Genomic DNA, 13,658 nt, shown 5'->3' with positions numbered 1-13,658 from the left:
TAATTGCCTAATATAAAAAGAATTTTTAAGGTTGATAAAATTGCTTGGCAAAACGAGTTCGCTTATACTGTACTGTGATTCTATTTACGTATAAGTTCTAATTACTAGAACAGCTTTAGCACATAGACAACGAAACCAAACAGCAGTACATAAGGAGCAGCATATGGATATTAACTATTTATATACATTCAAAGAAGTAGCGAAGTGGGGGAGCTATACACGAACGGGCGAGGAGTTAGGGTATGCTCAGTCAAGCGTTACCACTCATATAAAAAAATTAGAGGATCATTACGGTCAAAAACTATTTGAACGAACAGGACAAAAAATGAAGCTGACTCAGCCTGGTGAAGAATTGCTTTATTATGTGAATCAAGTAACCGAGTTATTAAATGAAGCAAAAGAGCACCTTACTACGAACGAAGATGCTAGAGGAACGGTTTCAATAGGAACCGTGGAGTCGCTGGCCGCCTATTTTATTACACCGTATATTCGTGAATTAAAAAAGCAGCACCCTTCTCTAAAGATTATGCTAGAAGCGGGTTTATGTCCAAATTTAACGCAAGGAATTATTGACGGAAAGTATGACGTAGCCGTTTTGCTTGATCGCCTTCAAACATCTGCAAGCTTAGAAGTGATTCCTATTCGAAAAGAAAAGATGGTTATGATTGCTTCGCCTTCCCATTCTTTTAGTAAAAGAAACAGCGTTCTAATGGAAGAGTTTGAGGGAGAGACTATCATTTTAACTGAGAGCGGCTGCCCTTATCGCACGCTTTTAGAAGAGATGATGCGCAGCAGCGGTATTCATATGCAATCGGTCATATCATTTAGCAGTCTTGAAGCGATTAAACAGTGCGTAGCGGATAATTTAGGTATTGCTCTTGTACCGGAAATAGCGGTAAAACAAGAGATGGAAAGTGGAAAACTGATTAAAGTCCCGTTTGACCACGAAGAGTTTTATCTTTATTCACAGCTCATATTCAAAAAGAAAAAATGGCTGACGGCACCTATTCAACAATTTATTTCACTTGTTCAAGAAGGTTATCAAAAATATTGATAATAGATATAGAGAATCTTCAATAATGATGAAGTTGTTTTCGTGCTACACTTTTTATAAGACATGAAACTAGAGGTGTAGAACATGAATATATTTTTGCAGCACAATCCTACAAAATTATACTTTGGAAAAAATCAAATTACGAAGCTATCGCAAGAGCTTGCTTCTTATCATAAACAAGTAAAGGTTCTGTTAGTATACGGAGGAGGAAGCATCAAACGAAATGGCGTATACGACGAAGTGAAAGCTGAACTTCAGTCTATTAACGCAGTTGTTCACGAGCTGTCTGGTGTAGAACCGAACCCTCGTTTGACTACGGTTGCTAAAGGCGTTGACATATGTAAAAAAGAAAATATTGATTTTCTCTTAGCCGTCGGGGGAGGAAGTGTGATCGATTGTACAAAAGCTATCGCAGCGGGAGCCGTGTATGAAGGGAATACATGGGACTTAATTACACGTAAAGAAGAGATTACAGGTGCTCTTCCTTTTGGAACGGTCTTAACACTTGCAGCAACAGGATCTGAAATGAATTCAACTTCTGTTATTACAAATTGGGAAACAAAAGAAAAGCTAGGTTGGACGTCTTCTCACGTATTTCCCGTCTTTTCTATCTTAGATCCGGCGTACACGTTTTCAGTGCCGCGCGACCAAACCGTCTATGGAATTGTTGACAGTATGTCGCATGCGCTTGAACACTATTTTCATCGCACGGAAAACACGCCGATGATCGACGGCTTTATTGAATCTTTACTAAGAACGGCTGTAAAAGAAGGTCCTAAGCTTCTTAAAGACCTGACTTCTTATAAGTATCGTGAAACAATGATGTATATCAGCACGACGGCATTTAACGGAAGCTTAGCAAACGGAACGGACGGGGGAGACTGGGCTACTCATCGTATTGAACATGCTCTGTCGGCCGTATATGATATTCCCCACGGAGGCGGTCTTGCTATCTTGTTTCCTAACTGGCTGGAGCACGTCTTAAAAGAAGACCCTTCTCGTGTAAAACAATTGGCTGTAAACGTATTTGGCATTGATCCAGCAGGAAAAAGCGATGAAGAAACAGCAATGGAAGGAGCAAAAGCGCTTCGCACTTTCTGGAATGACTTAGGAGCTCCGAACAGCTTGCGTGACTATGATATTGATGATTCTGAATTTGATTCAATTGTTGAAAAGACCTTTGTAAAACCAGGTGTTGGAACTTATAAAGAGCTTGATCATGCAAGCGTTAGAGATATTCTAGAAAGATCCAAATAAAAAAGACGAGCTGCCTGCTCGTCTTTTTTATATGTACTCAATAATCCATTAGAAAGTAAAGAAAAAGAAAAAAGCACAGCAAGATGCCTCCTGCTCCTACCGCTATTTCCGAAAAGCCTTGAATAAACGTACTTTTAGGACTGCTTCCATCATTTTGCAGATGAAATACACGTTTTCTTTTGCGTTCATGTACGATCACCAACGAGCCAAAAGCAACCGATAATAATGTAGAGAGCGGCACCACAATTAAAAACAGCTTAATAGAATACGCCCAGTACGATATATAGAGCGTATAATACATTGCTCCGGTACTTAAGGCAAAGAGTATTAAAGAAAATAAAAACCACTTCGTAAAACGGTTTTTGCTCATGTATGGTTCACTTCCTTTTATCAGGCGCGTCTTATGATGTAGAAATAAAACACGTCTATCATTTTACCAAAACTTTTTAATACATTCTATTTTAGCGGAAAAATAGGGTTTGTAAGTTTCTTAAAAGTGGTATAGTTCCTAAGAACTATTCATGTATACATACAAAAAACTGATGATAAATGAGGGAGAAGATGAGCTATGGGGTGCGACGCGTGTCTGCCAATTAGGACAGGATATACGGTTTCTTTTCAGAAATCAAGCGATGTGAAGAAATTGGAAAAATACTTTAAAGATATTTCTCAAAGCCAATGGAAGACTCTTGGAGAAGATATGGTCTGGATGAGGGAAGATATCTTTTGGAGTTTTATGGATTATGTTCATCAGCATCTAGACCCTCGGCATGTGCGGGCTGTAGAAGCCAAGCAGCGGAGCCCGTTTGAAAACCTGCGGCGTATGGAGCCAATCACCGTTTTTCAAAAAATGAAAGATGCCTTGTGGATTGATGAGCTGATTGAAGACAAGCGAATTTGCTCATATTATCAGCCGATTGTATCGATTGATCACGAACGCGTGCATATCGTTGGGCACGAAATTTTATCAAGAGGATTAGAAGAAGACGGAAGTATTATACCGCCTTTTAAAATGTTTGAAGCTGCTCAAATAAGAAATAAAACCTTCGCTCTTGACCGAGCCTGCCGCTTAGAAGCTGTAAAAAATGCTAGTATTATTGATCGTCAGCTGATTTTTATTAACTTTATTCCTACAGCAATATATAATCCCGAGCATTGCTTGGCATCTACATTTGCGTTAATTCAAGAATTGAATATAAAGCCCGAGCAAATTGTATTTGAAGTGATTGAAACCGAGGATGTTCAAGATATTGAGCATTTGAAAAACATTTTGAATTATTATCGCTCCCACGGATTTAAATATGCGCTAGATGACGTAGGAATTGGCTATAATACGCTGAATCGGCTTTTAGAAGTGGAGCCTGACGTCGTGAAATTGGCATTTGAATTCACAAACGGAGTCAGTAAGAATGAGAAACAGAAAAAAGTGGCTCAAGAGATGTTAGCTATAACCCATAGAATGGGGGCGCAGGCTCTTGCAGAAGGTGTAGAAACAGAAGAAGATTTAAAATGCCTGATAGAGATGGGTTATGATTTGTTTCAAGGGTATTATTTTGCAAAGCCTCATCCTACTCCGGTAAAAGAGATTCATTCTATTTACGCTTAGCAGCGAAAAGCAGAAGGATAGAAGCTTCTGCTTTTTGTATGAACAAAAGTAAGAATACTCAAAAAATAAACAATTCACTTTCATTTTGCTAAACAGTTTACAGGAGAAGGGAAGTGCTATAAGATGATAAATATTAATTCTTAGTATTTCTATCAGAAAAGGAGTGGATGGTGTGTCGCAAACGTTGCACTCATCATATAAATCAAAGCCTACTACTGTTGTAACAGAATTAAGTCCTATGCAAAAGCCATTATTTGCAGGAGGGGTTATAGCAGCAGTTATTTTATTTCTTGCGATTGTGCTCACGACTAATTGGACGCAAGGTGTTTTATTTACTATCGGCCTAGCGTTAGGGATGACGCTTCTATACGCACGTTTTGGCTTTACATCAGCATTTCGCCGCCTTGTGTCTGTCGGCAATGTTCAAGGCTTGCAAGCGCATATGCTTATGCTTGCAATTGCGTCAACGCTGTTTGCTATTATTTTAAGTACAGGCTTTAGCTTTACAGGGGTAACGCCAAAGGGATATGTCTCACCTGTAGGAGTAAGCGTGATAGTTGGTTCGTTTATGTTTGGAATTGGGATGCAGTTAGGAAATGGATGTGCCTCAGGGACGCTGTATTCGTTAGGCGGAGGCTCTTCTTCTATGATTTTAACGCTTTTAGCTTTTATTGTAGGTTCTATGTTTGGGGCGTATCATTTGCCATTTTGGCAAAAGCAACCTTCGCTTCCCCCTATCTCATTAGCTGAATCGACAGGTCTTGGTTATTTTGGAGCTTGGATTATACAGCTTATCGCGTTCGCAGCGATTTACTGGATTACGATTCAAATTGCTAAAAAGAAAAATCCGCCTATGATGAAACAGCTTCCTACTACAAAAGGGTGGAAAAAGATTATTCGCGGCTCTTGGCCTCTATTCACAGCAGCGATTGTGCTGGCCGTATTAAATGCATTGACGCTTGCTGTAAGAGGAAACCCTTGGGGAATCACTTCTGCTTTTGCATTATGGGGCGGAAAAGCCATGATGGCAGCTGGGATAGATGTATCGAGCTGGGGATTTTTCCAAGGTGCAAATGGAGAAGCGCTAACGCAAAGTGTGCTAGCAGATTCTACCAGCGTGTTAAACTTTGGGATTATATTAGGTGCCTTCATTTCAGCGACGGCGCAAGGGACATTCAAACCAGGAAAGATTAAGCCCGGAGTTGCAGGTGCAGCTGTTGTTGGCGGCCTTTTAATGGGGTATGGTGCGCGTCTTGCTTTTGGCTGTAACATCGGCGCTTACTTTGGCGGCATTGCTTCATTTAGTCTCCACGGATGGGTATGGATGGTTATGGCAATGCTTGGCACAGGCTTAGCACTATTTATCCGACCGATATTTGGACTCAAAAACCCTAAATCTAATGATTCGATTTGTTAAGTTTAGATAAAACCTTCTTTGCATGGGCAAAGGAGGTTTTTTATTTTAGCTGATGTTTGAAAATCTCTATATTTTTGTAAATTCCTTGACGTTTATCAAAGATCATCAGCTTTCTTCATAGCGCTTGTATTACAAAAACCTCTTGTTCTAACCCAAAAAGAAGATAGGAATTTCCTTTTTTTATAAAAATTTCACTTATTTTGCCGATATAACAGGAAGATTGTATGTATTTGGCGAAATGTACATTAAACACCATGTCCAAACACAGTTATTAAAACGTAAAAAGGGGTTTTAACGTTACATGAACAAGTATTTAAAAAAAGCTGTTATTTATGGAAGTTTGTGTTTTTTACTGGGAGCGTGCGGAGGAGCAGGAGAACAAACATCTTCTGAACCGCAGAAAAAAGAAGAAGCTGTAAAATCTAAAGAAGAAGCGACAAAAAAAGAAAAAAAAGAGGGCATTAATACAACCATTAAAATTAGCGCAGCGGGAGATTTTACTTTAGGAAATGATGAAAGCTTCAGCTATGATTCTACTTTTAATGACGTAGCGGCAAGAAATGGCCTTCCGTATTTTACGCAAAATGTAAAGTCGATTTTTGAACAAGATGATTTAACAACGGTTAATTTAGAAACGACGCTGACAACTGCGACTGAAAAAGCAAGTAAAACATTTCGTTTTAAAGGTGATCCTTCTTTTGTGAATATTTTAAAACAAGGAAGTATTGAAACCGTTAACTTAGCTAATAATCATACACGTGATTATTTACAGCAAGGATATGATGATACAAGAGAGAACTTGAAGAAAAGCGGAATAGGCTATTTTGGCTATGAAGATACATACGTCACAACGGTAAAAGGAGTCAAAGTAGGGTTGCTTGGATATCCGGGCTGGGATGACACCAAAGAAATAAGAAGTCAGATTAAAGACGGAATTAAGTCTTTAAAAGAAAAAGGCGCTAAAATTATCATTGTGCATTTCCACTGGGGATCTGAGCGACACTATGTTCCTGATACAGCGCAGCAAGCATTGGCAAAATATACAATTGATAACGGAGCAGATTTAATTTTAGGTCATCATCCTCATGTTGTTCAAGGAATTGAAGAGTACAAAAATAAATTTATTGTCTATAGCTTAGGAAACTTTATGTTTGGCGGAAACAAAAATCCAAGTGATAAAGATACATTTGTATTTCAGCAGAAGTTTACGATTAAAGATGGAAAGCTAACGACGAATAAAGACATCAACGTCATTCCATTCCGTATTTCTTCCACAACAGCACGAAACGACTACCGACCTACGCCTTTAACAGGCCCGGAAAAGGACCGAGTGAAAAATAAACTGATTGATGTTTCCAATCAAATCAAACAGGAAAAGTGGACAGTTTACGATGAAGATAGTAAATGAAGCTCTCAGCATTGAGAGCTTTTTTTTATAAAATAAAACAAAAACAACCAAAAAAATGATATAATGTAAAAAAATAGATTAAAGGTGGAACTATGGTTAATATAGGTGATATAATTTTTCAAATTCTTATGATGCTTATCCTGATAGGAATAGCAGGAGTAATAATTGCATTTATTATAGGCTTAAAAAGGTTGATTCAAAAGCAGGGGGCAAATGAAAAAAGGCTTCAGCGTATGGAGCAAAAGTTAGATGATATGCTGAAAAATAAAGAGTCTTAACTATACAGAAGCACTGTCAATACATCAGTGCTTCTGCACTTGACATTTTATAAAAAAGCAGTAAGATATGTATACATCATTTATATAGGGAGGAAGTTACATGGCAAAGTCAAAAGCAAAAAAAATGCGTGATAAAATGACGCGTGAAGGCAAGCGAAACCCAGAATTAAACCGCAGTCTGTTTGTATTTGCAGACATGGAAACGCGGAAAACCAAAACAAAGAAGGAAAAACTTCAGCATCAGCAAACAAAACATAAAAAACGATTATCAGACGGAGCGTACAGTACCGGAGATGATCGTTTTTTTTATTTCGTTTCATACATCTACAAAATGAAAAAAGAGCTTTTTGACTATCCATCTTCACTTTGCTCAAACATTTTTACTGTAAACTTTCACAAAAAACCCTTATGATAGGAAAAGAAGGGGATGAACTAAGAATGCTTACGATTGAAAAAGTACCTAAAGACCAAGCGGGCGTTTTGCAAAATTTGTATTCTCTTTATCTCCACGATTTATCTGCGTATACACCTTCTTTAGATATTCGCGAAGATGGAGCTTTCCACTTTGAAGAGCTGCCGCTGTTTTGGAAAGTAGAAGGCCTCTCGCCATACTTTATTAAAGTAGATGATAAGCTGACGGGCTTTTTTTTACTTCTTGAACAGCCCGCACTTCAGCAAGAAGCAGATTACTGCATCAATGATTTTTTTATCTTAAACAAATACCGAGGGCAGGGCATCGCTTCCAAAACGGTAAAAGACATTTTCTCTCATCGAAAAGGAACATATATGATTATTGAGCTTGCAGGCAATAAGCGGGCTATTTCATTTTGGAAACATATTTATAAAAGCTTACATATTTCCTTTCAAGAAAAGAAAATCGAACTTGACGGAGAGCCAACTCTTATTCAAACATTTAGTGTGTAAAACCCGTCTGAAAAACAGAAGGGTTTTTTATTTAAACTAAATATTAACAATTTTCAACAAATTATGTATAATTAAAGATGCTTGTCGACATTTATTCACAGGAGTATTCCTGTAAAGGAGGAGTAAAATGAAAGCGTTATCTAATTTCTTCACAGCGCTTGTGCAGCGTTTTTTACCTGATCCGTTTGTATTTGCTCTAATCCTGACGCTGATTTTATTTGTATCAGGTATTGTTTTTACTCCTCACGGGCCGATTGAAATGGTTCAGTTTTGGGGAAGTGGCTTTTGGAACCTTTTGGCATTTGCGATGCAAATGAGCTTAGTGCTTGTCACGGGACATGCGCTTGCCAGCTCGCCGCTTGTAAAAAAGTGGCTTGTGAACATAGCGCTGTTAGCCAAAACTCCGGCACAAGGGGTAATTCTGGTCACGCTCGGCGCAGCTATGGCCTGTATGATTAACTGGGGGTTTGGTTTAATTGTAGGTGCGCTGTTTGCGAAAGAAGTAGCGAAGCGCGTGCCGGGATCTGATTATCGGTTTTTAATTGCCTGTGCTTACATAGGGTTTTTAACATGGCACGGAGGCTTGTCGGGTTCGATTCCTCTTGTTGCTGCTACACCTGGAAACCCAATGGAAAAAACGGCTGGACTTATTCCGCTGTCAGACACGATTTTTACAGGGTACAACTTATTTATTACCCTCGGGTTATTAATTGTCCTTCCTATTATGACAAGACTGATGATGCCGACGGGAAAAGAAGTGGTAGAAATTGATCCAAGACTGTTGGCGGAAGATGAAATGGCTCCGGCTACAGTTGTTGAGACCACCTCTTCTAAGCCAACATTTGCTGTACGGATGGAGAACAGCAGATTTTTAAGTCTGACGATTGCGCTTCTTGGGTATTCATATTTAATTTATTATTTTGCTACAAACGGTTTTAAAATGGATATTAACACAGTGAACTTATTGTTTTTTACAACGGGTATTTTACTTCACCGCACGCCTTTATCCTATATGAATGCCGTTTCTAATGCTGCGAAAGGAACCGCTGGGATTGTGATTCAGTTTCCATTCTACGCAGGTATTCAAGGCATGATGGAGCTATCAGGCTTAGGCGGGAAGCTAACGAACGTATTTATCTCGATTTCAAATGAAACGACATTTCCGTTTCTTGCGTTTTTAAGTTCTGGCGTTGTGAACTTTTTTGTTCCATCTGGAGGAGGACACTGGGTTGTACAAGGACCTTTTATTATGCCGGCAGCTGAACAGCTCGGCGTAGATCCGGGAGTCGCTGCGATGGCCATTGCCTACGGAGAAGCATGGATGAATATGGCGCAGCCGTTTTGGGCACTGCCTGCACTAGCTATCGCAGGGCTCGGAGCGCGCGATATAATGGGCTACTGCGTGACCACCTTAATTGTATCAGGCTTTATTTTTGCTATAGGACTAACGTTTTTCTAATACGAAAAGGTCAGCTGAAAAGCTGACCTTTTTTTATTCTACATTATAAGCCAACTTCGCGTGCACTCCAGTTCCAGAATTCTTCTGCAAGCCGTTCATTTTTTGCTCTTGAAGAAGGGGGCGTAACGCGTTTTTTATAAAAGTAAGCGCCGCTAATATGCGTCACTTCAGGGCTGTCTGCTAAATAAATAGCTGTTTCGGCACCCTGAAGAGGTGTTAAAAAGAAAGGGCGAAGCACGGCGTGAACGCTTTTTCCAAAACCCGTTTGACGATTAACGCCGATAGCGGTAGAGACTGCACCGGGGTGTAGGCAATTTACGGTTACAGAAGTATCTTTTAGCTTTTTACTTAAATGGACCGTAAATAAATTATTCGCTAATTTAGACTGAGAGTATCCTCGCCATATTCCGAATCCTGTTGTTAAGTGAGGGTTGTTGAAGTCTATTTTTCCAGATTTATGAGCACCGGACCCAACGTTTATAATGCGTCCTTGCTTAGATTTTTTCAGCAGCTCTAAAAGTAAATTAGTTAATAAAAAGTGACCTAAATGATTAACACCAAGCATCATTTCGAATCCGTCTTGTGTTATTTCCCGCTTAACTGTCACGACGCCCGCGTTATTAATCAGCACATCAAGTATACTGTAGCGAGACATAAAGTCATCACTGAAAGCCCGGATACTAGCGAGAGAAGCTAAGTCGCAGGTCATAAGAGATATGGAATCCGATCCGCTTTGACGCTTCGCTTCTTCTAAAGCCGTATTTCCTCTTTCTTCATTTCGGCATACCATAATGACTTCGAATCCTTTTTTAGCTAGTTCAATCGTTGTGGCCAGCCCCATTCCAGAATTGGCACCCGTAATTAACGCTCGTTTGGCTGTCATGCGTATGTTCCTCCCAACTACATCTTTTTTCTAGTGTATAAGATAAGAAGATACGCCGTCCACTTCTAGCTTTTCTTTCATGCATACTTTAAAAAAATGCGTAAAATGTGCACAGGGGAGAAAATGTTGCACAAAGGTCAATATTTTACACCCTACTCGTCAATTAAAGCGGTTTCATAAATAACTGATTTCGCTAAAATAAGACATAGGGAGGTGCTAGTAAGATGAATAGCCAAAGTAAATTACAGGAGACAGAATATGTTCCTTTAGAGCAAGAACTTAAAAGAGAACCATCCATTAATACGAAAAGACGTAAAAATTTGAAAAATGTAGGTTTATTTGCACTATTTGTAGGACCCGCACTATTAGCATTTTGTGTGATTGTACTTATACCATTTTTTACAGGGATTTATTACTCATTTACAGACTGGAACGGAGTAAACGGTACGATTAACTGGGTGGGACTTGATAACTTTAAGTACTTATTCACTGAAGATAAGCAGTTTCAGCAATCGTTTTGGATCACAACGAAATATACGGTCGTTGCAATTATCTTAACGAATGTGGTTGGGTTCGTGTTAGCAATCCTTGTTACTCAAATGTTAAAGACACGAAACATTTTACGTACGGTTTTCTTTATGCCGAATTTAATTGGCGGACTTTTACTAGGATTTGTATGGCAGTTCATTTTTGTAAAAGGATTTGCATCTATCGGACAAATCACGGGAATTTCGCTTTTTGAGCTTCCTTGGCTGGGAGACGCAAAAACAGCATTTTGGGGCATCGTGATTGTAAGTGTATGGCAAGGAGCGGGCTATATCATGCTTATTTACACAGCAGCACTTCAAAACGTACCGCAAGAGCTGATTGAAGCAGCAAAAATTGACGGAGCAAGCAGATGGCAAATTCTTCGTCACATTACAATTCCAATGGTAGCACCGGCAGTAACGGTTTGTTTATTCTTAACGATTTCATGGTCATTCAAAGTATTTGATGTCAACTTATCATTAACAAACGGTGGTCCATTTAAATCAACAGAAATGTTAGCGCTTAACATTTATACAGAAGCATTTGTTAATAACAGATACGGTCTAGGTGAAGCAAAAGCCTTAATTTTCTTCATCGTCGTAGCAGCAATTACAATTATTCAAGTAACATACACCAAGAAGAAGGAGGTTGAATCGTGATGGGAAACAAATATACGAGCAAAACCTTTATTGTTGAAATTTTAGCAGTCCTGCTTGGACTAGTGTTCTTGGTTCCATTTTATTACGTGCTTTCAAACTCACTGAAGTCATTTGCAGAAATTTTATCAAACACATCGGCGCTGCCGACAACGATTCAGTTTCAAAACTTTGTTAATGCATTCAACCAAATGAATTACTTAAAAGTGCTTAGCAACTCGCTGATCATTACAGTCATTAGTAACGCAGTTCTAGTCATCTTCTGTTCAATGGCAGCTTACATGCTGGTTCGAACAAAGAAAAAAATCAGCAGCATTATCTTTATGGCATTCGTAGCGGCAATGGTTATTCCGTTTCAATCCATCATGATTCCACTTGTAAAAGTAGCAGGAAACTTAAATCTGTTAAACAGCATCTGGGGTATTGTGATCATGTATTTAGGCTTTGGTTCAGGTATGACGATTTTCTTGTACCACGGATTTATTAAAGGAATTCCAGTTGAGCTAGAAGAAGCGGCAATCATCGACGGATGCTCACGTCTAGGCGTATTCTGGAGAATTGTATTTCCGTTATTAAAACCAATTACAGTAACCGTAGTTATCTTAAACAGCCTATGGATTTGGAATGACTTCTTACTTCCGTCTCTTGTTCTGCAAGATCCTGAGCTAAGAACGATTCCGCTTGCGACATTCTTCTTCTTTGGTCAGTATACAAAGCAGTGGGATTTAGCACTAGCAGCACTTGTAATCAGTATTATCCCGCTATTAATCTTCTTCTTTGCAATGCAAAAACACATTGTTAAAGGAATTACAAGCGGTTCAATTAAATAATAGTATCGGCAACAGGGCTGGTTTTGAGGCTGTGGCGTCAAAACCAGCAGCAAATAGGGAGGAACGGAAAATGGCATTTAAAATGAAAAAATGGCCTTTAGCAGCAGGTGTTTTATCGGCTACGCTTTTATTTTCAACCGCATGTTCAAACGAAAGCGCATCGGGTAATAAAAAAAGCGGCGGAGATCAAGTAGTAGTAGATGTATTTCAAGGAAAAGTAGAAATCGCTGATCAGCTAAAAGCTCTAACTGATCAATACACAAAAGAACATCCAAATGTGAAGTTCAATATCCAAACGGTTGGTGGAGGAGCTGACGGTGCAGCAGCTTTAAAAGCGCAGTTTGCGTCGGGGAATGCACCTGACCTTTTCACAAACGGCGGATATCAAGAGGCAAAAACGTGGAAAAATAAATTAGAAGATTTATCCGATCAGCCTTGGATTGATGACGCGTACGAAAACACACTTACACCAATGACGATGGACGGTAAAGTATATGGACAGCCAATCAGTCTTGAAGGCTACGGATTTACATATAACAAAAAACTGTTCAAAAAAGCAGGCATCAAAGAACTTCCAAAAACATATTCAGAATTAGAAGCAGCGGCTAAAAAGCTTAAAGCTGCCGGTATTACGCCATTTTCTATCGGCTACGGCGAGTGGTGGGTGCTTGGAAACCACGGCTTAAATATTCCATTTGCTAGTCAAAAAGATCCGGATGCATTTATTAAAGGATTAAATGACGGCAGTACGAAAATCGCAGGAAACGAGCAGTTCAAACAGTATGTAAAGCTGCTTGATTTAACGGTAAAATACGGAAATAAAAATCCGTTAACGACGGACTACAACACGCAAGTAACGAAGTTTGCGAACGGTGAAGCAGCGATGATTCAGCAAGGAAACTGGATTCAGCCAATGCTTAATAAAATTACGCCGAACATGGATGTAGGCATTCTACCTATGCCGTTAAGCGATGATGCAGCTGTAGCTGACAAGCTTGCAATCGACGTTCCAAGCAACTGGGTTATTCACAAACAAGCACCAGCGGCAGATAAAAAAGCAGCAAAAGACTTCTTAAACTGGATGGTCACATCTAAAGAAGGCCAAAAAGCGTTAGTAGAAGACTTTAAGTACATTCCAGCTTTTAAATCAATTGAAGCGAAAGACATTGGACCTTTAGGCGAAGAACTTCTTAAATATTCTAAGGATCAAAAAACGCTTCCTTGGGAATGGACAAAATTCCCTGAAGGCGTAACGCAAAAATTTGGAGCGGATGTACAAGAATACATCGGCGGCCAAACATCTGAAGATGAGCTGTTAAAATCATTAGATAAAAGATGGGCTGAGTTGAAGTAATAAA

14 protein-coding genes are annotated in these 13,658 nt (G+C 39.3%); 12 read left to right on the top strand and 2 right to left on the bottom strand.

Annotated elements, in window-relative coordinates; all coding sequences use genetic code 11:
* Positions 1-163: 163 nt before the first annotated feature.
* Both ACFX40_RS21385 and ACFX40_RS21380 read left to right on the top strand, forming a co-directional pair.
* Positions 164-1,054, top strand: a complete 891-nt coding sequence (locus ACFX40_RS21385) for a LysR family transcriptional regulator (RefSeq protein ID WP_377256265.1) — start codon at positions 164-166, stop codon at positions 1,052-1,054.
* Between the two features lie 84 nt (positions 1,055-1,138).
* A complete protein-coding gene (locus ACFX40_RS21380; RefSeq protein WP_098334472.1) occupies positions 1,139-2,311 on the top strand; it encodes an iron-containing alcohol dehydrogenase in 1,173 nt (390 codons plus the stop codon).
* A 37-nt stretch (positions 2,312-2,348) separates the two neighbouring features.
* On the opposite strand, the gene ACFX40_RS21375 is transcribed toward ACFX40_RS21380, so the two are convergent.
* On the bottom strand, positions 2,349-2,681 hold the full coding sequence (locus ACFX40_RS21375; protein WP_060746828.1) for a hypothetical protein: 333 nt from the start codon (positions 2,679-2,681) through the stop codon (positions 2,349-2,351).
* A 198-nt stretch (positions 2,682-2,879) separates the two neighbouring features.
* On the opposite strand from ACFX40_RS21375, the gene ACFX40_RS21370 reads away from it, so the two are divergent.
* The 7 genes from ACFX40_RS21370 (at position 2,880) to ACFX40_RS21340 (ending at position 9,403) form a co-directional block, all read left to right on the top strand.
* The gene (locus ACFX40_RS21370) at positions 2,880-3,917 is read left to right on the top strand and encodes an EAL domain-containing protein (RefSeq protein ID WP_377256262.1); all 1,038 of its coding nucleotides are present in this window, start codon (positions 2,880-2,882) and stop codon (positions 3,915-3,917) included.
* A 172-nt stretch (positions 3,918-4,089) separates the two neighbouring features.
* A complete protein-coding gene (locus ACFX40_RS21365; protein WP_098433167.1) occupies positions 4,090-5,334 on the top strand; it encodes a YeeE/YedE family protein in 1,245 nt (414 codons plus the stop codon).
* Between the two features lie 301 nt (positions 5,335-5,635).
* Entirely contained in the window at positions 5,636-6,742 is a 1,107-nt protein-coding gene (locus ACFX40_RS21360; RefSeq protein WP_050690498.1) for a CapA family protein, read from the top strand.
* A gap of 92 nt (positions 6,743-6,834) precedes the next feature.
* Positions 6,835-7,020 (top strand): DUF4083 family protein, encoded by a 186-nt coding sequence (locus tag ACFX40_RS21355; protein ID WP_043981614.1) that lies wholly within the window; start codon positions 6,835-6,837, stop codon positions 7,018-7,020.
* Between the two features lie 100 nt (positions 7,021-7,120).
* A complete protein-coding gene (locus tag ACFX40_RS21350) occupies positions 7,121-7,432 on the top strand; it encodes a hypothetical protein (RefSeq protein ID WP_377256259.1) in 312 nt (103 codons plus the stop codon).
* Between the two features lie 26 nt (positions 7,433-7,458).
* A complete protein-coding gene (locus tag ACFX40_RS21345) occupies positions 7,459-7,944 on the top strand; it encodes a GNAT family N-acetyltransferase (protein ID WP_162214447.1) in 486 nt (161 codons plus the stop codon).
* A gap of 127 nt (positions 7,945-8,071) precedes the next feature.
* On the top strand, positions 8,072-9,403 hold the full coding sequence (locus ACFX40_RS21340) for a TIGR00366 family protein (protein ID WP_377256256.1): 1,332 nt from the start codon (positions 8,072-8,074) through the stop codon (positions 9,401-9,403).
* 43 nt (positions 9,404-9,446) lie between these two features.
* On the opposite strand, the gene ACFX40_RS21335 is transcribed toward ACFX40_RS21340, so the two are convergent.
* Positions 9,447-10,286 carry an SDR family oxidoreductase gene (locus ACFX40_RS21335; protein ID WP_377256253.1) on the bottom strand — a complete coding sequence of 280 codons (840 nt, stop codon included), beginning with the start codon at positions 10,284-10,286 and terminating at the stop codon, positions 9,447-9,449.
* 224 nt (positions 10,287-10,510) lie between these two features.
* Between ACFX40_RS21335 and ACFX40_RS21330 the strand changes: the two genes are divergently transcribed.
* The 3 genes from ACFX40_RS21330 to ACFX40_RS21320 all read left to right on the top strand — a co-directional run bounded on the left by ACFX40_RS21330 (position 10,511) and on the right by ACFX40_RS21320 (position 13,654).
* A complete protein-coding gene (locus ACFX40_RS21330) occupies positions 10,511-11,473 on the top strand; it encodes a carbohydrate ABC transporter permease (protein ID WP_028408977.1) in 963 nt (320 codons plus the stop codon).
* Positions 11,473-12,300, top strand: a complete 828-nt coding sequence (locus ACFX40_RS21325; RefSeq protein WP_013057493.1) for a carbohydrate ABC transporter permease — start codon at positions 11,473-11,475, stop codon at positions 12,298-12,300. The genes ACFX40_RS21330 and ACFX40_RS21325 overlap by 1 nt, the downstream gene beginning before the upstream one ends.
* 70 nt (positions 12,301-12,370) lie before the next feature.
* Entirely contained in the window at positions 12,371-13,654 is a 1,284-nt protein-coding gene (locus ACFX40_RS21320; protein WP_047931829.1) for an ABC transporter substrate-binding protein, read from the top strand.
* Positions 13,655-13,658 lie beyond the last annotated feature (4 nt).

It is taken from the genome of Priestia sp. YIM B13552, assembly GCF_042787775.1.
Classification (GTDB): Bacteria; Bacillota; Bacilli; order Bacillales; family Bacillaceae_H; genus Priestia; species Priestia megaterium_E.
This window is presented reverse-complemented; position numbering and strand designations above follow the sequence as displayed.